Here is a 21,281-nt window from a genome sequence, read left to right on the forward strand (position 1 = left end):
GCCCGGCCGGAAGTACTACTCGGCGGTTACCACGTCTTCGACCCGGATGGTCCCGGTGGCTTCAGGGATCAGCCGCAGACCGAACCACACCGCTCCGTCCCACCGTCGGTGGCGGGCCAGGGTCCGGATCGGCTCCTTGCCCTTGGCCAGGCTCGAAGGCTCGATCGTCGTCATAACACAGCGATCGCAGAGTTCGGACGCACGGAAAGCCACGTCCCCGATGCGGACCCGCGTCCAGCGGTCCTCGCCGAACGGGACCTCGGCGTCCCGCACGACGACATTCGGACGGAAGCGATCCATGACCAGCGGCGACGGAACAGGCTCGGACAACTCGGCGGCCGTCTGGGCGACCCATTCGTTCAGACGACTCAATGAGGCACCGGTGGTCAGCAGCAGCGGCCCGGCATCGGCCAGGTTCATCACGTCCTCGGCTCGCCCTCCGTGGTGGGCACCGACGGCCCGGCGTCGAGGGTCGTCCTGCCACGCCAAACGGGCCGGCAGCGCGAGCAGATCACCGAACCACGCGGCCGCCTCTGCACCCGCGTCACGCAGCTGGTCGATGCGGGACAGCCCGGTATCGAGGAGCGCACCGGTGGTCGGTGCGGTCACGCAGAGCGCAGGCAGGTCCGGGGCTGACAGCTGCAGCGAGCCGTCCGGCTGTGGTAGGGCCGTCACCGAAAGCAACTTCTTGTGCGTCCGCGCGGTGATGTTCTCGCCGCCAGGGTCCAGGACGAGCCACCGTCGATCGTGGCGTAGCCCCCACGGTTGGACCTCGGCAGAGCTCACGCTGAGCCCCTTGGTCGACTTGACGGGGTAGATCTGCAAGCTCTCGACACGCACGCCGAGCACGCTACCGGTGAACGTGCCGGCGCACCCCGACGGTGGACCGGAGCGGCACGAGCAGCAGGGGCAGAACGGCCACCGCGGCAGCGACCCCGAAACTCCAGCCGAAGCCGTACCGATCGGCGAGATAGCCGGCGACGACGGGCCCGGCGACCGAGCCCAGGTCGCCGGCCATCTGGAACACCGACACGACCGTGCCGCCCCGGGCACCGACGATGTCGCCGACCATCGCGCCGGGAACGACGGACAACACCGCTCCGGCGACGCCCAGCAGGGCCGAGGCCAGAAGCAGGCCGCCCAGCTGCGGCCACAGCGGGAGGACGCTCAGGGCCGCGGCCGCGGCAAGCAGTCCGCCGGCCAGCAACGGCAGCCGGCTCCTCCGATCGGCGTGGTGGCCGACCGGGGCCAGCAGGACGCCACTGACGACGCTGACCAGGAAGAACGAGGCGTAGTTCCAGGCGGTCGAGGCCCCCATCGGACCGATCACGAACAGCGGGATGAGGGCGCTTCGGACGCCGATGACCGACCACTGGGCCGAGCCCGTGGAGGCAAGGGCGAGCAGATATCCCCGCTGTCGCAGAGCGAATCGGACCGTGACAGCGTCGGACTGAGCAGTCTGTGGCGCCGCGAGGGTGCTGTGCCGCAGCCGGTGCAGGCCGAGATAGCCGGCGAGGACGAGTGTGCCCGCGTAGAGAAAGAACGGCGCGCGAAGTGACCACGACGCGACGACGCCGACCGCGGGTCCGGTGATCCCGCCGAGGAGGAAGCCGCCGGCGTAAACCCCTTGCGCGCGCCCTCGCATGGCCGGCGGCGTGACGCGATACAGCAGGCTGGCGGAGCTGACGGTGAACATGATCGATCCCAGACCGCCGAGCCCACGCAGCACCAGAAGTTGCCAGTAGGACTGGGACAGGCCCGCGACGAAGCTGGACACGGCGACGATCCCGATCCCCGTGCCGAGCAGGACGCGTTCACCGACGGCGTTGACGAGCCGTCCGACGAACGGCGCCATCACCAGTCGAGCGAGGGCGAAGGCACTGATCACCGCGGACGCGGCCGTCGCCGACACACCGAACTGCTCGGCGAACGGTGCGATCGCGGGGGCGACCACGCCGAATCCGACCGCCACCATGAAGGCCACGGCCGTCAACGCGGCGACCTCGGGCGGCAGCTCGGCCAACGTCCCGCGTCGAAGCGGATTCAGGCGCGCGGTCGTGGCGATCTCCTCAGTGAGCGGAGTCCCTCGGGGACAAGTCAGGACGGGTGTGAGCCCGCAGGAACAGACTGATGCCCGGTCGAACCGTGGTTCGACCGGGCATCAGTACTAGTTGCGATGCAGACGGCTAGCTCAGGCGTCGGCCGTCGCAGGCTCGGCCGGAGCTTCGGTGGCGGCGTCGCCCACCGAGTCCTCCTTCACCGGTACCAGGCTGATCTTGCCGCGCTGGTCGATCTCGGTGATCTCGACCTGCAACTTGTCGCCGACGTTGACCACGTCCTCGACCTTGCCGATGCGCTTGCCGTTGCCGAGCTTGGAGATGTGGACCAAGCCGTCCTTGCCGGGGAGCAGGGAGACGAACGCACCGAACGCGGCGGTCTTGACGACAGTGCCGAGGAAACGCTCGCCGACCTTGGGCATCTGCGGGTTGGCGATCGCGTTGATGCGGTCGACCGCGGCAGCGGCGGAGGGGCCGTCGGCGGCACCGACATAGATGGTGCCGTCGTCCTCGATGGTGATGTCCGCGCCGGTCTCGTCCTGGATCGAGTTGATCATCTGGCCCTTGGGGCCGATGACCGCACCGATCTTGTCGACGGGGATCTTGACCACGGTCACGCGCGGGGCGTACGGGCTCATCTCGTCGGGCCCGTCGATGGCCTCGTTCATGACGTCGAGAATGTGCAGGCGCGCCTCGCGAGCCTGCGACAACGCCGCTGCCAACACCTCGGACGGGATGCCGTCGAGCTTGGTGTCCAACTGCAGAGCAGTCACGAACTCCTTGGTACCGGCGACCTTGAAGTCCATGTCACCGAAGGCGTCTTCGGCGCCGAGGATGTCCGTCAGCGCCACGTACTGGGTGGCACCGTCGACCTCATCGGAGACCAGACCCATGGCGATACCGGCCACCGGAGCCTTCAGCGGCACGCCGGCGTTGAGCAGGCCCAGCGTCGAGGCACACACCGATCCCATCGAGGTGGAACCGTTTGAGCTCAGCGCCTCCGAGACCTGACGGATCGCGTAGGGGAACTCGTCCCGGCTCGGCAGCACCGGAACCAGGGCACGCTCGGCGAGCGCGCCGTGGCCGATCTCGCGACGCTTGGGCGAGCCCACGCGGCCGGTCTCGCCGGTGCTGTACGGCGGGAAGTTGTAGTTGTGCATGTAGCGCTTGGTGCGGTTCGGGCTCAGGGTGTCGAGCTTCTGCTCCAAGCCCAGCATGTTCAGCGTGGTCACACCCAGGATCTGGGTCTCGCCACGCTCGAACAGGGCAGAACCGTGGACGCGGGGCAGCACCTCGACCTCGGCGGACAGCGTCCGGATGTCGGACAGTCCACGGCCGTCGATGCGGATCTTGTCCCGCAGGATGCGCTGACGCACGAGCTTCTTGTTCAGCGACCGGAAAGCGGCGCTGATCTCCTTCTCGCGACCCTCGAACTGGGCCGACAGGGAGGTCTTGGCCGCTTCCTTGATCTCGTCGAGCTTGGCCTCACGCTCCTGCTTGTCGGCCAGGGTCAGGGCAGCGGCGGTCTGGTCGCTGTAGGCGTCGCTGACCGCGGTGAACACGTCGTCCTGGTAGTCCAGGAAGAGCGGGAACTCCATGGTCGGCTTGGCCGCGGCGGCGGCCAGCTCGCCCTGCGCGCGGCACAGTACCGCGATGAACGGCTTGGCCGCTTCAAGACCCTCGGCAACGACCTCTTCGGTGGGCTTGGTGGCGCCGCCGGCGACGAGATCGATCGTGTTCTCGGTGGCCTCGGCCTCGACCATCATGATCGCGACGTCACCGGAATCGAGCAGACGGCCGGCGACGACCATGTCGAAGGTGGCGCGCTCGAGCTCGCTGTGGCTGGGGAAACCGATCCACTGTCCGTCGATGAGCGCAACCCGGGTACCGCCGACCGGGCCGTTGAACGGCAGGCCGGAGATCTGGGTGGACGCCGAAGCGGCGTTGATCGCCAGCACGTCGTAGGCGTGGTCGGGATTGAGCGCCATCACCGTGATGACGACCTGAACCTCGTTGCGCAGGCCCTTGATGAAGGTCGGGCGCAGCGGGCGGTCGATCAGGCGACAGGTCAGGATCGCATCCTCGGAGGGACGACCCTCGCGACGGAAGAACGATCCGGGGATACGGCCGGCTGCGTACATCCGCTCCTCGACGTCCACCGTGAGCGGGAAGAAGTCGAACTGTTCCTTGGGGGTCTTGCCGGCCGTGGTGGCCGAGAGCAGCATCGTGTCCTCGTCGAGGTACGCGACGACGGCGCCGGCGGCCTGCTTGGCCAACCGGCCGGTCTCGAACCGGATGGTGCGGGTGCCGAAGGCACCGTTGTCGATGGTGGCTACTGCTTCGTGAATCGAAGCTTCGGACATAGGAGTCCGCCTCTCTGTGGGCAGCACTCACACCTGTGAGCGCTGTTCTAGAGCCGGGGGCGGACGCTGCTGCACGTCAGGGTGCCGATCATGGGTCGGCGGGTGCGGTGCCGGTCTTCGATCGAAGCGCACGCGGAGTCTCGACTCGGCGGACGCCACTACCGAGGACCGACCTCGTGAGCCGCACGACATCGGCAGGACGTGCCTGCAGGCGCTCAGCTCCGGCGATTGTGTTCAGTTGTTGATCTTCGCAGGTCGGTGACCGGGACCCCGGCCACCGCCGGATACGAGTCGCGGCCCTTCTCCCAAGCCGGGAGAAGGGCCGCGCGAAGCTATCGACGCAAGCCGAGGCGCTCGATGATCGAGCGGTAACGGTTGATGTCGGTCTTGGTGAGGTAGTTCAGCAGCCGACGGCGCTGACCTACCAGCAACAGCAGACCACGACGGCTGTGGTGATCATGCTTGTGCAGCTTGAGGTGCTCGGTCAGATCCGAGATTCGCCTCGACAGCATGGCGATCTGCACTTCCGCGGAGCCGGTGTCGCTCTCGTTCGCGCCGTACTCGATGATGATCTGCTTCTTTACGTCCTGGGCCAAGGGCACAGTGCGTTCTCCTTCTCCACGTGGTGCAGGCACGCCCCGCCGGTCTAGATCACGGCAGGTGCGATACGTACGCTGCGTGCGCACGACGAATCAACCGTCCGTGCGCTGGGGCTCAGAGTATCAGCCGGCCGGCCGGGGCCGGGAATCGCGCCACCTCCCTCGCCCCGGCCGCCGCGCGCCGATCGACCCGGTTAACCGGTCTTGGTCGGTCTTGGCGCGTCTTGGTGCGTTACGTTCGGACAGGAGCCCTGGCGGTAACGCGGCTGTAGCCTGATGAACGCACGTTGAACGCATGCTGAATGCAACGGCGCATCGCGGGGGCGATAATGACACGGACAGATGTGATCAATCGAAGGCGCTTCGCGCGCCTGCGACACGGCGGCAGCGCGTACGGCGCCGCCGGCATGACCAGCGGCCAGCAGCTCGTTCAGCTCACTCCACCAGGGCCGACAGGTCCAGCACCGGTCACCGTGGAAATGCTCGACAGCGGGAGCCGCTTCGGCATTCTCTTCGTCTGCACGGGAAATCTGCACCGGTCGGTCATGGCCGAAAGACTGTTGCGGTCCCGCTTGGACGACCGTCTTCCCGTCACCGTCATCAGCACTGGCATCGAGGCCGTCGTCGGCGCCGCGGTCGGCGAGCATTCGGCCGTGGCCCTGCGCGAGCTGGGCGTCGACCCGGAGGGGCATTCGGCCCGCGCGTACGTCCCTCAGCTGGCCAACAACGCCGACCTCATCCTGACCGCCGAACGCGCGCACCGCGAGCAGGTGCTGCGCGACACCCCGTCGGCGCTGCGGCGGACCTTCACCCTGGAGGAATTCGCCCGGCTGGCCGAAACGGTGGAACCGCTGCCCTTCGCGGCCCGGCCTCGGCTCGTCGAACTGCGGGCCAAGGTACATGCCGTGGCCGGTCGCCGCGGGCGGGTCATGCCCGGTCGGGGCCCCCGCGACATCGCCGACCCGGCCACCGCCGATCTGGCCGAGACGCGCCGCGTCGCCGCGGACGTCGCGGACAAGATCGCGGCCGTCGTGCGGGTCCTGGGACTCACCCCGGTCTGAGCGGCGTCGCCGCCCTGGCCGGCGAAGCTGCTCTGCCCCCGGCGAGGCTGCCCGGCTTCGCTGCCCTGCCCGGCTTCGCTGCCCTGCCCGGCGTCGCTGCCCTGCCCGGTGGCACGACCGGACCGCGCAGGAAACGCGTGCGCCGTCGGTGCGGACTCAGTGACGCCGAGCCTGTGGACGCCGACTCAGGTAAACCAGGCCCAAGCCCACGAACAGCATGAGCCCGGCCAGGCCCGTTCCGTAGCCGGACAGCGACGAGCCGGTGTTGGCCAGGCCGCCCGAGGACGAGCTGGTCGGGACGTCGACCACGCTGCTGGAGCGCGCACTGCTCGACTCGGCGATCGAGGAGGAGTTGGTGGGGCTCGGCGGGTTGACGGCCGTGGACCCCGACGAAGTCGTCGTGCTTTCGCTCGGAGACAACGAGATCGTGACGGTGTCGCTCGGCGATCCCGACGTAGGCGTCTCGGTCGGGCTCGAGGGCGGGACCGACGTCGTGGCCGTGGACGTATCCGACGGTGGTGCCGAAGTCGTCTCGGTGGGCGGCGCGGACGTCGTCGCCGTGGTCTCGGTCGGCGGCGCCGAGGTCGTCGCGGTGGTCTCGGTCGGCGGCGCGGACGTCGTCATGGTCGAGGTGTCAGACGGCGGGACAGACGTCGAGTAGGTCGGTGGTGACGACGTGACCGGGGTGGAGCTGTACGGGTTGACGAACGACGACAAGTGGCTCGCTACCGCCGGTCGGGCACTTTGCGCGTCTGCACCACCAGCCAGAGCGAGGGCGGAACCGGTGATGAACGCAATGCCTACCGCCAGCAGGGCGGCGCGAGGTGAGGTGATCATGGCTCCCCATCCAGGATCACGCGCGAGCCGAGACTCGCGTGAAGGAGGCCGGTAGGACCGGCTTGGTTCAAGCGACCCCCGCTGAGTCCAGAGACACTCCCCTAAGCGCCCGGGCCCGTCGACGGCTGACACGAAACTAGCACCAGAGACGGGATCGGGAATATAGGCAATCCGGTTACGATCAGGTCAGGCTAGTAAGTTCCGCGTCTGTTCGACGTCGTCGGCCATCTGCACCACGAGTTCGCCGATCGAGTCGAAGCGCACCATTCCGCGCAGCCGGTGAATGAACTCGACCCCGAGGTTCTGACCGTAGAGGTCGGCGTCGAAGTCGAGGATGTAGGCCTCGACCGACCGGTGCCGGCCGTCGAAGGTGGGGTTCGTGCCCACCGAGATGGCCGTGACCCGGGACGGCTCGTCGGTTCGGGTGTTGCCCCATTCGTCGATGCGGACGATGCGACCGGCGTAGACACCGTCGGCCGGGACGGCTGCGAACGTCTCGGCGCGGACGTTGGCGGTGGGAAAGCCCAGATCGCGGCCGCGCTGATCGCCACGGATGACGACGCCGTCGAGCCGATGAGGACGGCCGAGCGCGTGCGAGGCTGCCGCCATATCGCCGGCCTCGACGCACGAACGAATGTAGGTCGACGAGATCGGGGTGTCGGATTCGATCAGCAGGCCGACACCCTCGGCCCGGAAGCCCCACCGACGGCCGAGCTCGATCAGCGTGCTCACGTCTCCGGCCGCCTTGGCGCCGAATCGGAAGTTCTCGCCGACGACGACGGCGGCCGCGTGGAGATCGGCGACCAGTGCCTGATGCACGAATTCCTCCGGACTCAACCGGGAGAACTCGAGGGTGAACGGAATGAACACCACGACGTCCACGCCGTAGTGCGCGGCCAGTTCGGCCTTGCGCGTATTGGTGGTGAGCAGCGGCGGGTGACTTCCGGGACGCACGACCTCCGACGGGTGCGGCGTGAACGTGAGCAGCACACTGGGAAGTCCGAGCTCGGCGGCGAGCTCGTTCGTACGAGCGATCAGGCGTTGATGACCTCGATGGACGCCGTCGAACACGCCGATGGTGGCAACGCACCGGCCCCAACCGTTGGGGATGGATTCCAGCCCACGCCAGCGCTGAGCGGCCATCGTCAGCGATCCCTGCCGACCGAGGAGATCCAGCTGAGCGCCAGCACGTACCCCTCGATTCCGAGGCCGACGATCACCCCGGAGGCCACCGCGGACAGATAGGAGTGGTGGCGGAAGGGTTCCCGGGCGTGGACGTTGGAGATGTGGACCTCCACGAGTGGAGCGGTCCGAGCCGCCGCCGCGTCGCGCAAGGCGACCGATGTGTGGGTGAAGGCGCCCGCGTTCAGCACGACCGGTAGTTGCTCGTCCGCGGCCTCGTGCAGCCAGTGCAGCAGATCGGCCTCACTGTCGGACTGGCGAACCTGCACGTCGAGTCCGAGTTCGCGGCCGGCCTGTTCGCACAGGCTGACAAGCTCGGCATGCGTCGTGCTGCCGTAGATCGTCGGCTGGCGAGAACCCAACCGCCCCAGATTGGGCCCGTTGAGCACGAGGACCCGCCGCCCGGGTTCCGTGCCGGGGTCGGGTGCGGGTCCCCCAGCGGGACCGGCAGTGGGACCGCCAATGGTGCCAGCAGTGGGACCGCCAGTGGCATCGGTCATTGCGAAACCTCCTCATAGACCGCCCGCAACAACTCCGGGTCGGCGTCTTCCACGCGCCCGGGTCGAGCCAGGCCATCCAGGACGACAAACCGAATTCGGCTGCCGCGTGCCTTCTTGTCCACCCGCATCGTGTCGAGCAGCTGCTCGAACGCCTCCGGTCGGTACGAAACCGGCAGCCCGAGCGAGGCGAGAATCCGGCGGTGGCGGGCGGCGGTGTGTTCGTCGAGCCGACCCAGTCTGCGGGCCAGTTCCGCCGCGAAGACCAGGCCGACCGATACGGCATCGCCGTGCCGCCACCGGTAGTTCTCGGCGCGTTCGATGGCATGGCCGAGCGTGTGGCCGTAGTTGAGGATCTCTCGCTCGCCCTGTTCGGTCAGGTCGGCCGAGACCACCCGCGCCTTCACCGCAATCGAGCGCTGGACGAGTTCGGCTTCCGCCGCGTTCCCCGGCACGGTGACCGCGGCCGGGTCGGCTTCGATCAGTTCGAGAATCGCGGGGTCGGCGATGAAGCCGCACTTGACGACTTCCGCGAGCCCGGCCAGATAGTCCGTCTGGCTCAGGGTCGCGAGCAGGTCGAGGTCACAGAGCACCGCGGCCGGCGGGTAGAACGCACCGACGAGGTTCTTGCCGCGGCCGGTGTTGATACCGGTCTTGCCGCCGACCGCGGCGTCGACCATGCCCGCGACGGTCGTCGGAACCTGAATCACCCGCACGCCACGCAACCAGGACGCGGCCACCCAGCCGGCAAGGTCGGTGGTCGCGCCCCCGCCGAGCCCGATCACCAGATCGGATCGGGTGAAACCCCACTCACCGAGCGCGTCGAAACACCGCCCGGCGATCGTCAGGGTCTTCTGGGCCTCGCCGTCGGGCACCGCGAGCAGGTGGGCCTGCGAACCGCGAACGGTCAACTCGGCCGCCACGGCACCCGCGACGCCGACCATCGTCTCGGGGTGAATGATCGCGATCCGGTCCGCCCCGGTGGCGAGCTCGACCAACCGCGGCAGGATCGCCCGTCCGATGTGGACCTCGTAGGGCGGCGGACCGGCGACGAAGATCGTGGTCATGCGCTGGGCGGCCTCCGGTGTCGCCACGGCGGAGTCAGCGACCGGGTCCTCGGCGGTCGCGCCGCTGGCCAGCAAGGTGTGCACGTGCTCGGCGACGTCGGCCACCGCGCGCCCGCTCGTGTCGACGGAGTAGGTCGCGACCTCTGCGTACAGCGGCGCCCGTTCGGCCTGGAGTTGCTTCAGCCGGGCCACGGTGTCACCAGCCAGCAGCGGACGATGGCGCGTACCGGACACGCGCTGCACCAGCTCGGCCTGGCTGGCCCGCAGCTCGACGACGGGTACCTGGGCAGCGACCAACTCGGCTCGGACCGACGGCGTCGTCACCGCACCACCGCCGAGCGAAAGCACCCCGTCAAAATCGCAGAGAGCGTCGGCTATCGCCGCGGCCTCGATCTCACGAAACGCCGCCTCGCCGTCGTGGGCGAAGATCTCCCCCACACTTCGTCCGGTCATCTCGATCAGCAGATCGTCGGTGTCGGCGAAATCGACACCGAGACGGGCTGCGAGGGCGCGACCGACCGAGGACTTGCCGGCGCCGGGCAGCCCGACGAGCACCGTGCGTGGACTCATGGCCGAGCGGCGAACACGTCGCCCGAGGCCAGCGAGCGCTCGGCGAGTCGAGCGAGGTAGGCCTCGGCGTTGCGGCGCGTCTCCCCCAGGGCGTCGCCCCCGAACTTCTCCAGCACGGCCTCGGCCAGTACGAGCGCGACCATGGCCTCGGCGACGACTCCGGCGGCCGGCACGGCGGAAACGTCCGACCGCTGGTTGATGGCCACGGCTGCCTCACCGGTCGCGACGTCGATCGTCTCCAGGGCCCGGGGCACGGTCGAGATCGGCTTCATGGCCGCGCGGACCCGCAGGAGCTCACCGGTCGACATTCCGCCTTCGGTGCCGCCGGCGTGACCGGTACGCCGCCGGATCTCCCCGTCCGGACCCCGGCCGATCTCGTCGTGAGCCTGGGAGCCACGGATCCGGGCCAGCTCGAAGCCGTCCCCGACCTCGACGGCCTTGATGGCCTGGATGCCCATCAGGGCAGCGGCCAGACGAGAGTCCAGTCGCCGATCCCACTGGATGTGGCTGCCCAGACCGGGCGGAACGCGGAAGGCGAGCACCTCGACCACGCCGCCCACGGTGTCACCGGCACGCTTGATGTCGTCGATGTGCGCGACCATCGCCTGCGAGGCAGCCGGATCGAAACAGCGCACCGGCGACTGGTCGATGGTCTCCAGTGCGGCGAGCGGATCGGTGACCGCGCCCAGCGAGTCGGCCGGAGCCGAGACCTCGCCGATCGACACCACATGGCTGATGACGTCGATATCGAGGGTCTGCTTGAGGAACGCCTTCGCCACGGCCCCGAGGGCGACTCGGGCGGCTGTCTCGCGGGCGCTGGCCCGCTCCAACACCGGACGAGCGTCGTCCAGCTCGTATTTCTGCATGCCGACCAGGTCCGCGTGGCCGGGCCGGGGCCGGGTCAGCGGTGCGTTGCGGGCCTGCTCGGCCAGCAGCTGCGGGTCGACCGGATCGGCTGACATCACCGTTTCCCACTTGGGCCATTCGGTGTTGCCGACCCGGACGGCGACCGGGCTGCCCATGGTCAGGCCGTGCCGCACGCCGCCGGTGAGCTCGACCTCGTCCTGCTCGAATTTCATCCGGGCGCCGCGGCCGTACCCGAGCCGACGCCGCGCAAGGTCGCGACCGATCTCGGCCGTGGTGATCGCCACGCCGGACGGCAGCCCCTCGATCATCGCGACCAGGGCAGGTCCATGGGATTCACCGGCAGTCATCCAACGCAGCACGTGGCGATTGTTCCAGACCGGCACGAGCCCGCTGCCAGCGCGAGGTAGGCACGGCCGATCCCGCTTCGACGAAACTGTCGGTCCGGCCGCCACAATGTGGGCATGGCTGCCGCGCTGACTCCACTCCCGGACGAGCCCTGTGATGTGTCGGCCGAATCCGCTGGACTGGATTCGGCCGACGACGGCGGGCAGAACCGGTTCGAGTGGGCCGCGGCCCTGGCCAACGCCTCTGCCCTGCTGGCCGCGGATTCGTTCGACTCCGCGGCGCGACTGCAGCGGCGCGCCTGGCAACGCTGTGAGGACCGCGCCATGCAGGCGGGCACCGCGATGCAGATCGGGCGTCGCTGGTGGGCCGCGGGCGAGCCGGACCTTGCGGCGAGCTGTTTCGAGATCGCGCTGCGTCTCAGACAGGGCTGGGCTGGTTCAGCTCTCACCGCGAGCAGTCGCAAGGCGCTGGCTGCGACCCGCTCCGAGACCCGGTACGACGCGATCATTCTGGCCGGCGGAGCCGGACGGCGCTTCAGCGGCCCGCCTCCTACCGGCGGCGCCCAGGCCGCTGCGACCGTGACCAAGCCCGAGTACCCCCTCTTGGGCTGGCCGATGCTCGACCATGTGTTGACCGCCACTGCGTCGGCGGAACGCCGGATCGTCGTCGGACCACGCCGCCGGGGGCTGGGGGAACCGATGTTCGTTCGGGAGAACCCACCCGGAGCCGGGCCCGTCGCCGCCATTGCCGCCGCGTTGCCGCAGGTGGACCAGCACCGGGTCGCCGTCCTCGCCGCCGACGCGCCGTTCGTGCTCGGCGGCCTGAGCCAGCTGCGTACGGATCCGATGGTGGACGACGTCCGCGTCTGGGTCGGCCCCGACGGCGGTACGAACTACCTGGCCGCGATCTGGAGTACCGATTCCCTCCGGCTGGCCGTCGCGAGTCTCGGCGATCCGAGAAACGCGTCGGTGCGCTCGCTCTACGAGGGCGTGACGGTCGCCCGGGTACCCGATTTCGACGGCTACGCCGACGACCTCGACACCCTCGCCGACGTCGAATGGGCCGAGCAGCGAGCCCGCGAGATCCGCACGCCCGACGGTGGCCGCCGACCGCCGATCGACTACCTCACCGACGAGCTGCCGATAATGCCGCTCGCATGGCCTGGACTGGAGCTGCACGCCCCGTCATGAGTTCCACCTGGCGGGCGGCCTGGAACAACAGCAGCTCAGCGCCGGAGACCACCGTGGCCCCGGCGGCCGCGGCCCCGGCGGCGAGGGCGGTCGGCCAGGGCCGATAGATCACGTCGAAGACGGCCTGCTCGGGACGCCAACCGAACGCGCCGAGCGGATCGGCCACCCCGGCGGGCAAGGTGGAGATGACCAGGTCGGCGGAGCCGAGTCCGGCTCCCGAGTCCAGCCTCGCGACGGTGACGGCCACGTCCAGGCGCTCGGCGGTAGCGCGAAGCTCGACGGCACGGGCGGGCTCGCGCACCAGGACCGTCACGGTCTCGACATCGACGAGGGCCGCAAGCGCGGCCTGAGCCGTGCCACCGGCGCCGAGCACGACGATCCGTCCACCAGCCGGCACCCCGGCCTCGGCCAGAGCGTCCCGGATCCCGATCCAGTCGGTGTTGTCGGCGTACCAGTCCTCGTCGACGCGAAGCAGGGTATTGCCGGCTCCGATCGCCGCCGCCTGCGCACTGATCGAGGTCGCGACCCGCAGCACCTCTCGTTTGAGCGGCATGGTGCACGAGTACCCGACCTGGTTGGGCGGTGCGTCGACCAGCAGCGCACCGAGGTCGGCCTCGGTGCATTCGATCGCGTCGTAGTGCCAACCGGTCAGGCCGAGTGCGGCGTAGGCCGCGTTGTGCAGGTCCGGCGACAGCGAATGGCTCACCGGCGAACCCAGCACGGCGGCGCGCCCGCGCGCGGGATCGGCCTCAGACGCCATCAGCCGCAGCCCCACCCTTGCTTCTTGCACTTGTCGGCAGCGGCCAGGAACTGCGCCTCATCGGTGAAAAATCCCAGGTGCCCGGCGGCGTCGATGTTGACGTAGTACATCCAACTACCCGCCGGCGGGTTCAGTGCGCCGGAGATGGCCGCGACGCCAGGATTGCCGATCGGCGTCGGCGGCAACCCTGCATTCTTGTAACTGTTGTAGGGCCCGGGGATCGAGGCGTAGACGACCTTGGCCGGGTCCTTGCCGTTCAGCTTGGCCCAGTAGGCACTGGTTGCATCCACCTGCAGGGGACGCCCGGCCGCGATCCGGTTCATGATCACCCGCGCGACCTTGGCCCGATCGGCGTCGAACTTGGCCTCGGCCTCGGCGATCGAGGCGATGATGAGCACCTTGTAGGGACTCAGATTGAGCGCCTTGGCCTTGTCCGCGACACCGAGCTGGACGTACTCGGCGCTGAACTTGTCCACCATCGACTGCAGGGCAGTGCTGGCCGTGGTGTTGTCCGAGTACTGGTAGGTCGCGGGAAACAGCAGGCCCTCGACCGAACTGACCTGCAGGTCCGACGGGATACCCAGACCTGACAGGTCCTTCGCGGCGGTCTGCAGCGCAGCGGTGCTGATCCCGGTCGCCTTGCTGATCGCGGCGAACGCCTGCAGGTAGGTGAAACCCTCGGGAATCACGAACTGCTGAACGATCAGGTTCTTCGGGTCGAGGATCGCCGTCATGGCGGCGGTGCCCGATGAGTGCAGGCGAACCTGGTACGTCCCGGGCTGGATGTCGGCGGCGCGGCCCGACTTCTTGGCCGCGTTGATGAAGGCCTGGGTCGACTTGACGACGCCCTGGTTCTTCAGGGTCACGGCGATGTCGCTCGCGCCCTGCCCGGACACGACCTGGATCCGCACGAACTTGTCACCCGCGCCGCTGTAGTCGGCGACGGCGAAGCGACTCTTGAGGTTGTTGACCGCGATCCAGCCACCCGCTACCACGGCGAGGATGACCAGAATGGCCAGGATCGGGGCGAGGGTGCGGTGTCGGCGAGGACGGCGACGATGCCGGTCGGTCCGGCTCTGTCGCCCTGGGACGTAATGGTCGGACTCGGCCGGAGCGTCGGCGCCGAACAACGGATGATCGTCGTCCGGTAGTTCGTCGATCGAATGCTCCACAGGCGCAGATCCCTTCACTGTCCCCAGTCAGACGGCCGGCTGCTTTTCAGCCGAGCTCCGCGGCCGACGCGCTACTGCCCGCCTTCGGTGGCCTGCGAACCGCGCTGACGATCGAGGAACGACTGCAGGATTTCCACCGCAGCCGCCTGGTCGACCCGGGCTCGCTGAGCGCGGCCACGGACGCCGCTCGTGGAAAGGTTACGCTGCGCAACCACGGTGGTCATCCGCTCGTCCGCGTACACGAGCGGAATGCCGGGCATCAGGGCAGCCAGGGCAGTGCCGTACGCCCGCGCCGCCGCGACCGCCGGGCCCTCGCGGCCGGCCAGCGTTCGCGGCAGCCCGACAACGATGCCGACGCCTTCGTATTCGGCGAACAACCTTGCGAATGCGGCCAGATCCGCGTCCTGGCGGGTATCGCGGCGCAAGGTCTGCACCGGTACCGCCAGCACGCCGCGCGGGTCGCTGCGCGCCACCCCGACACGTACCGATCCAACGTCCACGGCGAACCAGACCCCCACCGGAAGCAACTCCTGTGAGTCGGGTGTGTTCACTCAGCGCGCGCCGGTGAGCCGGCCACCGCCCGCAGGACTGCCGCCAGGGCCTCGACGATCTTTGCGGCGTCGCCCCCCGCGCCCTGGGCCAGATCGGCCTTGCCCCCGCCGCGAGCCCCGAGCACCGGCGCGAACACCTTCACCAGGTCGCCGGCGGACAGCCCCGATTGCTGCCCGGCCGGATTCACCGCCGCTACGAAGCTGACTTTCCCGTCGGTCTCCGACGTCAGCACGACCACCGCCGGGGCCGCCGCGTCCAGGCGTCCGCGCACGTCCAAGGCGAGGGTGCGCAGGTCGTTGCCCGACACGCCCTTCGGTGCGTCGACGGCGACCACTTGGACCCCGTTGACCGACTGAGCCTGGGCGGCAAGCTGTCCGGCGCCGGCCAGCACGGCCTGGACCCGGTTGCGTTCCAGTTCCTTCTCCACGACCCGTAGCCGCTCCACGAGGGCGGCGACCCGATCGGGCACCTCCGACGGCGGCACCTTCAGCGTTTCGGACACGGCGTTCACCAGCGCCCGCTCGTTGGCCAGGTAGCGCAGCGCATCCAGGCCCACGAACGCCTCGACCCGGCGGACCCCGGCGCCGACGGAAGACTCCCCCACGACGGTCAGCGCGCCGACCTGGGAGGAGTGATCGACGTGGGTGCCACCGCACAGCTCTCGCGACCACGGGCCGCCGATGGTGACGACCCGCACCTCGGTGTCGTAGTTCTCGCCGAACAGCGCCAAGGCGCCGAGTTCCCGAGCGCGCTGCAACGGCATGTACTCCACCGACACCGGAAGGTCCTCGCGCAGGGCACGGTTGGACACTTCCTCGATGTCGCGTCTGGTGGTGTCGTTGAGCGCTTGGCCCCACGCGAAGTCCAGCCTGAGGTAACCGGGCTTGTTGTAGGACCCACTCTGCAGTGCGGTCGGGCCGAGTACCTCACGAAGGGCCGCATGGACGACGTGCGTCCCACTATGAGCCTGTCGGGCAGAGCGCCGCCATTCCGGATCGACCTGCGCGCGCACGACCGTGCCCGCACCGATCTCTCCGTCGGCGACCTCGACGCGGTGAACGATGAGGCCCTTCACCGGCTTCTGCACGTCGAGCACCCGCAACGTCGCGCCGTCGGAGGTAATGGTCCCCTCGTCGGCGATCTGGCCTCCGGACTCGGCGTAGAACGGTGTCTCGTCGAGTACGACCTCCACGACCTGGCCCGTCTGTGCCCTGTTCACCAGCTGCCCGTCGGCGACGATGCCGCGGACCGCGGTCTCCGTCGACAGATCGGTGTAGCCGATGAACACGGTCTCGCCCAGATCGCGCAACTGCCGGTAGGCGGGCGAATTGCCGTGCGCGGCCTTGTTGGCCTTCGAGTCGGCCTTGGCCCGCTCCCGCTGCTCGGTCATGAGCCGGTGAAAGCCCTCGGTGTCGACCGACAGTCCCTGTTCTGCGGCCATCTCCAGGGTCAGATCGATCGGGAAGCCGTACGTGTCGTGCAGCTTGAACGCATCACTGCCCGGCAGTTTCGGACTGCCCGAACGCTGGACGTCGGCGACGGCACCTTCGAAGATGCTGGTGCCGGAAGCAAGGGTGCGGCGGAACGTCTGCTCCTCCGAGTACGCGATCATCGCGATGCGTTCGAAGTTGGTGGCCAGTTCCGGGTACGACGGCGCCATGCAGTCGCGCGCCACCGGGAACAGCTCCGGCAGCGATTCGGCCTCCCAGCCGAGCAGGCGCATCGACCGGATCGCCCGGCGCAGGATCCGTCGCAACACGTAGCCACGGCCTTCGTTGGACGGCGTGACCCCGTCACCGATGAGCATCAGCGCTGTGCGGATGTGGTCGGCGACCACACGCAGGCGGACGTCGTCGGGGTGGGACTGGCTGGCCGCGTGGCCGGAATGCTCGCCGTACTTCTTGCCGGTCAGCTGCGCGGCGCGGTCCAGGACCGGCTTGGTCTCGTCGATCTCGTAGAGATTGTCAACGCCTTGCAGCAAGGCGGCCATCCGCTCCATGCCCATGCCGGTGTCGATGTTCTTGGCCGGCAGCTCGCCCAGGATCGGGTAGTTCTCCTTGTCGCTGCCGGCGCCTCGCTCGTTCTGCATGAAGACGAGGTTCCAGAACTCCATGTACCGGTCCTCGTCGACCTCGGGACCGCCCGGCTCGCCGTAGTCGGGACCACGGTCGTAGTACAGCTCGCTGCACGGTCCACACGGGCCCGGGATGCCCATCGACCAGAAGTTGTCCGCCTTGCCACGGCGGACGATTCGCTCCAGGGGCAGGCCGATCACCCGGTGCCAGATGTCGATGGCCTCGTCGTCGTCCAGGTAGACCGTCGCCCAGATCCGCTCCGGGTCCAGACCGAAGCCACCGTCGTCCTGGGACTTGGTCGACAGCTCCCAGGCGAGGGTGATTGCTTCCTCCTTGAAGTAGTCACCGAAGGAGAAGTTGCCGTTCATCTGGAAGAAGGTGCCGTGGCGGGTGGTCTTGCCGACCTCTTCGATGTCCTGGGTGCGGATGCACTTCTGCACGCTGGTCGCCCGTTGCCACGGCGCCGCCTGCTGGCCGATGAAGTACGGGACGAACTGCACCATTCCCGCGTTGATGAAGAGCAGGTTGGGGTCGTCGAAGGGTAACGGGGCGCTCGGCACCACCGTGTGGCCGTTCGCCTCGAAATGCGCGAGGAACCGCCGACGTATCTCGGCAGAGCGCATGGCAATACTCCTTCTGCGGTGCGGATCTCCAACCCGGAACCGCCCGCCGGAGACTCCGGCGTGACGATCGCCGGGCTGGTACCCGGTGGGTCGTGGTCAGGCCACGCTCACGCGTGCCCGTCCACATTCAAGCCTAAGCCGGGTCAGCGACCGCTTTCGGGCGCACCGTCGAAGCCCGCGGCGTCGCGAAGTTCGGTCTCGCGCTGCGACATCGCCGCGCGCACGTCGTCGGTGAAGTCTCGCAAGGCGTAGGCCAGCTCGTTCAGTCCGGACGACAGGCTGCCGGCGATACCCTGCGGAGTCAGCTTCTGCGCTGCCTGGGACAGCTTTCGGAAGATGAGAACGCCCAGGGTCGCACCCAGAGCCAGCCAGAACAGGCGCCGCATGTCAGTGGCTCCGCCGGTGCGAGCGGCGGTCCCGTCGGGCGGTGACGACGGCCTGGGCGTCCTGACGCTTCTTCACGCTCGAGCGCACGCCGTAGGAGAAGGCGGCGACCTTGATCAGCGGGCTGCCCACGGTCGCCGAGACCAGCGAGGTGAGCGCGGCGGCGTTCGTGGTCATCGAGCTGACGCCCTTGGTGATTCCCTCGACCTGGTCGAGCTGGCTGTTGACGTTGGCGACGGTGGTGTGCGCCTCGGCCAGCAACGGCGCCGCACCCTCGTGGGTCTTGCGGATCGCCAGGGTCGCCTCGTCGAGGGTCTTGCCGAGCTTGAGCAGCGGCACCGCCAGCAACAACACGAGCAGCACGAACGCACCGGCGGCGATCAACCCCGCCACAGCACCAGCAGACACTGACTGGCCTCCTTCTTCTGGAACGTCGTGGGTCTCTGACGTCGGAGCAGACCCTACCGGGTACCCGTGGACGCGCCCTCGCCTACGGCCGCAATCGGCCTCGTATCACCGCGCGCAGCTTGCTCAGCCGTTCGGCGATCGGCCGCTCCGCGCCTCGACCGGCCGGTCGGTAGTAGTCGCGGCCGACCAGTTCGTCCGGCGGGTACTGCTGGCCGGCCACACCCTCGGGCAGCGAATGCGGGTAGATGTAGGTCTGGGCGTGTCCAAGCTTGGCCGCGCCCTTGTAGTGGCCGTCGCGCAAAGCCATCGGAACCGCGCCCGCCAGGCCGCCGCGGACGTCGGCGATGGCGTCGTCGATCGCACTGACCACGGCATTCGACTTCGGCGCCAGCGCCAGATGGATCGTGGCCTGGGCGAGATTGATGCGCGCCTCCGGCATCCCGATCAGGGCCACGGCATCCGCGGCCGCGGTGGCGGCAAGCAGCGCCGTCGGGTCGGCCAGGCCGATGTCCTCACTGGCGTGCACCACGAGCCGGCGCGCGATGAACCGCGGATCCTCGCCGGCCACGATCATGCGGGCAAGATAATGCAGCGCCGCGTCGACGTCCGATCCGCGGATCGACTTGATGAAGGCACTGATGACGTCGTAGTGCTGGTCGCCGTCCCGGTCGTAGCGGACCGCAGCCGAATCCACAGCGAGCTCGAGCCGCTCCAGGCCGATCTCGGACTGCCCGTCCGCGATGGCCGAGCCGGCCGCTGCCTCCAGCGCGGTGAGCGCCCGGCGCGCGTCCCCGCCGGCCACGCGCAGCAGGTGCGCCATCGCCTCCCCCGACAGCCGGACGGTGTCGCCCAAGCCCCGTTCGTCGGACAGGGCCCGCTCCACCAGGCCGCGAATGTCGTCGTCGGTCAACGGCTGCAAGGTCAACAGCAGGCTGCGCGACAGCAACGGCGAGACCATGGAGAAGAACGGATTCTCGGTGGTGGCCGCCACCAGCGTCACCGTCCGCGCTTCGACCGCCGCCAGCAGGGAGTCCTGCTGGGTCTTGGAGAAACGGTGGATCTCGTCGATGAACAGCACGGTAGGACGGCCGCCGTGCTCCAGGGTTCGCTTGGCGGTCTCGATCACCGCGCGCACGTCCTTCACCCCGGCGTTGAGCGCCGACAGCTGCACGAACCGTCGGCTGGATGCCGTCGACACGATCGAGGCCAGGCTGGTCTTGCCCGTGCCGGGCGGCCCGAAGAGGATGACCGACATGGGGGCGTCACCCTCGACCAACCGACGCAGCGGCGAGCCCGGGCCCAGCAGGTGTTGCTGGCCTACGACCTCGTCCAGCGTCCGGGGGCGCATCCGCACCGCCAGCGGTGCGGTCGCGTCGGTCGGCTCGCCGAACGATGCCACGGCGTCCGACCCCGGCTCCGCGGAATCCGCCTCCTGCCCGAACAGTGTCATCGCGAGCTAGCTCGGCGAGTAACGAGCGGCGAAGAGCAGCTTGATGTAGCTGGTCAGGACCGCACCTGGATCGGCGCTTCCGTTCGAGCACAGTTTCAGCGCAACCCACTTGGAGCCGCTGAGGTAGCGCCCGACCGTGTAGGACTGGCAGCCAGGACGAGCAGCCAGCGCATAGACGTGTACGGCGGTGCTCGGTGAGGCAACCGGGGTCGCTCCGCTCTGGCGCTCCGTCATGATCTGACCGACGACCGCGGTGCGGGCTTTCGCCGCACTGGCGCAGGGGAAGGCGGCCAGAGTCAGCGTCCATTTCGCGGTCGCGTCGGCGATCGACTGCACCGGACCCTGGGTGGCTCCGCAGGACTGCAGGGCCGCCGTCTCGCCGGCGTCGGTCGCGCCCTGACCCAACGCGCCCTGCATGGTCCGGACCCCGTAGGCGGTGGTCCTGGCCGGGCCCGCGGGCGCGACGAGGCTGGCGGCCGGGGCGATCGTTTTCGACGGAGCCGACTTCGGAGAGCTCGGCTTCGTCGAAGGGCCAGGCGTCCGGGCCAGGCTCGTGGAAGTCGCGGTCGCGCGCGCGGTCGCGCTGGGCCGTGAGGCGCTCGGCGACGTGGAGCTCTGGGTGAGCGCCACGCCGACCGCGATGGCGATCAACAGGACCAGCACGACCGCGCCGGCCGCGATCAAACCGCTGCGTCCCGGCCCTCGGGAGCGGTTGGGGTCCCGTCGCGGCGCGGGCTGGGACGGGGGCTGGGACGGGGGCTGGAACGAGGGCTGGGACGGGGGCTGGAACGAGGGCTGGAACGAGGGCTGGGACGGGGGCTGGGACGGGGGCAGGTACGGAGGCGGCGGGCTTGAGTCAGGCTCAGGCCCGGGAAGCCGGGGCAGTACCCAGGTCTCGTTCGTCGCGGCGGCAGCGGGCAGGTCCAGCGCGATGGCACCAGGGCTGCCCGGCGGCGGTGGCGCGTCGCCGGTGGCCTGCTGAACCCAGGCCGGGACAGCGAGGTCCAAGTCGTCGACCGGGTCCAGGGGCTCGTCCACAGGTACGGGAATCGCGGTGCCCGGGCGGTGCTCCCACGGCGACGGTGGGGCGGCAGGAGTGAGGGCCTCGGGGGCCGGAGGTTCAGAAGCCGGAGGTTCAGAGGCCGGAGGTTCAGAGGCCGGAGGTTCAGAGGCCGGAGGTTCAGAGGCCGAAGGTTCAGAGGCCGAAGGTTCAGAGGCCGAA

Annotated in this window: 19 protein-coding genes; 3 read left to right on the top strand and 16 right to left on the bottom strand. The window is 69.1% G+C overall.

What is annotated here, in order from left to right; translation table 11 throughout:
- Nucleotides 1–15: 15 nt before the first annotated feature.
- From M6D93_RS10685 to rpsO, 4 genes are all read right to left on the bottom strand, one after another.
- Nucleotides 16–840: an MOSC domain-containing protein gene (locus M6D93_RS10685; protein ID WP_249769150.1), complete on the bottom strand. Its 825-nt coding sequence runs from the start codon at nt 838–840 to the stop codon at nt 16–18.
- A gap of 10 nt (nt 841–850) precedes the next feature.
- Nucleotides 851–2,023, bottom strand: coding sequence for an MFS transporter (locus M6D93_RS10690; RefSeq protein WP_249769151.1), 1,173 nt, complete (start codon nt 2,021–2,023; stop codon nt 851–853).
- Between the two features lie 168 nt (nt 2,024–2,191).
- Nucleotides 2,192–4,420 carry a polyribonucleotide nucleotidyltransferase gene (locus tag M6D93_RS10695; protein ID WP_249769153.1) on the bottom strand — a complete coding sequence of 743 codons (2,229 nt, stop codon included), beginning with the start codon at nt 4,418–4,420 and terminating at the stop codon, nt 2,192–2,194.
- Nucleotides 4,421–4,752: 332 nt separating this feature from the next.
- A complete protein-coding gene (gene rpsO, locus M6D93_RS10700; RefSeq protein ID WP_249769155.1) occupies nt 4,753–5,022 on the bottom strand; it encodes a 30S ribosomal protein S15 in 270 nt (89 codons plus the stop codon).
- Nucleotides 5,023–5,348: 326 nt separating this feature from the next.
- Between rpsO and M6D93_RS10705 the strand changes: the two genes are divergently transcribed.
- Both M6D93_RS10705 and M6D93_RS10710 read left to right on the top strand, forming a co-directional pair.
- Nucleotides 5,349–6,080, top strand: a complete 732-nt coding sequence (locus M6D93_RS10705; RefSeq protein WP_249769157.1) for an arsenate reductase/protein-tyrosine-phosphatase family protein — start codon at nt 5,349–5,351, stop codon at nt 6,078–6,080.
- Between the two features lie 265 nt (nt 6,081–6,345).
- A complete protein-coding gene (locus tag M6D93_RS10710) occupies nt 6,346–6,741 on the top strand; it encodes a hypothetical protein (RefSeq protein WP_249769158.1) in 396 nt (131 codons plus the stop codon).
- 362 nt (nt 6,742–7,103) lie between these two features.
- Here M6D93_RS10710 and M6D93_RS10715 read toward each other — a convergent pair whose 3' ends face one another.
- Genes M6D93_RS10715 through aroC form a run of 4 tightly spaced genes read right to left on the bottom strand, consistent with a single transcriptional unit; the run spans nt 7,104 to nt 11,447 of the window.
- Nucleotides 7,104–8,060 carry a bifunctional riboflavin kinase/FAD synthetase gene (locus M6D93_RS10715; RefSeq protein WP_249769159.1) on the bottom strand — a complete coding sequence of 319 codons (957 nt, stop codon included), beginning with the start codon at nt 8,058–8,060 and terminating at the stop codon, nt 7,104–7,106.
- A gap of 2 nt (nt 8,061–8,062) precedes the next feature.
- Complete coding sequence (gene aroQ / locus M6D93_RS10720; RefSeq protein WP_249769160.1) at nt 8,063–8,599, bottom strand: type II 3-dehydroquinate dehydratase; 537 nt, start codon at nt 8,597–8,599, stop codon at nt 8,063–8,065.
- The gene (aroB, locus tag M6D93_RS10725; RefSeq protein WP_249769161.1) at nt 8,596–10,233 is read right to left on the bottom strand and encodes a 3-dehydroquinate synthase; all 1,638 of its coding nucleotides are present in this window, start codon (nt 10,231–10,233) and stop codon (nt 8,596–8,598) included. Before aroB ends, aroQ begins: the two co-directional genes overlap by 4 nt.
- Entirely contained in the window at nt 10,230–11,447 is a 1,218-nt protein-coding gene (gene aroC / locus M6D93_RS10730; protein WP_347343615.1) for a chorismate synthase, read from the bottom strand. The genes aroB and aroC overlap by 4 nt, the downstream gene beginning before the upstream one ends.
- Nucleotides 11,448–11,561: 114 nt before the next feature.
- Between aroC and mobA the strand changes: the two genes are divergently transcribed.
- Nucleotides 11,562–12,635: a molybdenum cofactor guanylyltransferase gene (gene mobA, locus M6D93_RS10735; RefSeq protein WP_249769163.1), complete on the top strand. Its 1,074-nt coding sequence runs from the start codon at nt 11,562–11,564 to the stop codon at nt 12,633–12,635.
- Here mobA and M6D93_RS10740 read toward each other — a convergent pair.
- The 8 genes from M6D93_RS10740 to M6D93_RS10775 all read right to left on the bottom strand — a co-directional run bounded on the left by M6D93_RS10740 (nt 12,571) and on the right by M6D93_RS10775 (nt 21,097).
- Entirely contained in the window at nt 12,571–13,395 is an 825-nt protein-coding gene (locus tag M6D93_RS10740) for a shikimate dehydrogenase (protein WP_249769164.1), read from the bottom strand. The two genes, mobA and M6D93_RS10740, sit on opposite strands and share 65 nt — an antisense overlap.
- Complete coding sequence (mltG, locus tag M6D93_RS10745) at nt 13,395–14,567, bottom strand: endolytic transglycosylase MltG (protein WP_249769165.1); 1,173 nt, start codon at nt 14,565–14,567, stop codon at nt 13,395–13,397. Before mltG ends, M6D93_RS10740 begins: the two co-directional genes overlap by 1 nt.
- Nucleotides 14,568–14,638: 71 nt before the next feature.
- The gene (gene ruvX / locus M6D93_RS10750; protein WP_249769166.1) at nt 14,639–15,040 is read right to left on the bottom strand and encodes a Holliday junction resolvase RuvX; all 402 of its coding nucleotides are present in this window, start codon (nt 15,038–15,040) and stop codon (nt 14,639–14,641) included.
- A 74-nt stretch (nt 15,041–15,114) separates the two neighbouring features.
- The gene (gene alaS, locus M6D93_RS10755; protein ID WP_249769167.1) at nt 15,115–17,817 is read right to left on the bottom strand and encodes an alanine--tRNA ligase; all 2,703 of its coding nucleotides are present in this window, start codon (nt 17,815–17,817) and stop codon (nt 15,115–15,117) included.
- Between the two features lie 143 nt (nt 17,818–17,960).
- Nucleotides 17,961–18,203: a hypothetical protein gene (locus M6D93_RS10760; protein WP_249769168.1), complete on the bottom strand. Its 243-nt coding sequence runs from the start codon at nt 18,201–18,203 to the stop codon at nt 17,961–17,963.
- A gap of 1 nt (nt 18,204) precedes the next feature.
- On the bottom strand, nt 18,205–18,609 hold the full coding sequence (locus M6D93_RS10765; RefSeq protein WP_249769169.1) for a DUF948 domain-containing protein: 405 nt from the start codon (nt 18,607–18,609) through the stop codon (nt 18,205–18,207).
- 82 nt (nt 18,610–18,691) lie between these two features.
- Nucleotides 18,692–20,059 carry a replication-associated recombination protein A gene (locus tag M6D93_RS10770; protein WP_430667191.1) on the bottom strand — a complete coding sequence of 456 codons (1,368 nt, stop codon included), beginning with the start codon at nt 20,057–20,059 and terminating at the stop codon, nt 18,692–18,694.
- 6 nt (nt 20,060–20,065) lie between these two features.
- A complete protein-coding gene (locus tag M6D93_RS10775) occupies nt 20,066–21,097 on the bottom strand; it encodes a superantigen-like protein SSL4 (RefSeq protein WP_249769171.1) in 1,032 nt (343 codons plus the stop codon).
- Nucleotides 21,098–21,281: the final 184 nt, after the last annotated feature.

The organism is Jatrophihabitans telluris (genome assembly GCF_023516435.1).
Taxonomy (GTDB): domain Bacteria; phylum Actinomycetota; class Actinomycetes; order Mycobacteriales; family Jatrophihabitantaceae; genus Jatrophihabitans_A; species Jatrophihabitans_A telluris.

Excerpts from the sequence above, each read along its gene's own strand:
- M6D93_RS10705 (WP_249769157.1), top strand. The coding sequence starts at position 5,349 with ATGACACGGACAGATGTGATCAATCGAAGGCGCTTCGCGCGCCTGCGA.
- aroQ (WP_249769160.1), bottom strand. The coding sequence starts at position 8,599 with ATGACCGATGCCACTGGCGGTCCCACTGCTGGCACCATTGGCGGTCCC.
- M6D93_RS10695 (WP_249769153.1), bottom strand. The coding sequence starts at position 4,420 with ATGTCCGAAGCTTCGATTCACGAAGCAGTAGCCACCATCGACAACGGT.
- M6D93_RS10715 (WP_249769159.1), bottom strand. The coding sequence starts at position 8,060 with ATGGCCGCTCAGCGCTGGCGTGGGCTGGAATCCATCCCCAACGGTTGG.
- mobA (WP_249769163.1), top strand. The coding sequence starts at position 11,562 with ATGGCTGCCGCGCTGACTCCACTCCCGGACGAGCCCTGTGATGTGTCG.
- aroC (WP_347343615.1), bottom strand. The coding sequence starts at position 11,447 with ATGACTGCCGGTGAATCCCATGGACCTGCCCTGGTCGCGATGATCGAG.
- alaS (WP_249769167.1), bottom strand. The coding sequence starts at position 17,817 with ATGCGCTCTGCCGAGATACGTCGGCGGTTCCTCGCGCATTTCGAGGCG.
- M6D93_RS10760 (WP_249769168.1), bottom strand. The coding sequence starts at position 18,203 with ATGCGGCGCCTGTTCTGGCTGGCTCTGGGTGCGACCCTGGGCGTTCTC.
- M6D93_RS10770 (WP_430667191.1), bottom strand. The coding sequence starts at position 20,059 with ATGACACTGTTCGGGCAGGAGGCGGATTCCGCGGAGCCGGGGTCGGAC.
- M6D93_RS10740 (WP_249769164.1), bottom strand. The coding sequence starts at position 13,395 with ATGGCGTCTGAGGCCGATCCCGCGCGCGGGCGCGCCGCCGTGCTGGGT.
- aroB (WP_249769161.1), bottom strand. The coding sequence starts at position 10,233 with ATGAGTCCACGCACGGTGCTCGTCGGGCTGCCCGGCGCCGGCAAGTCC.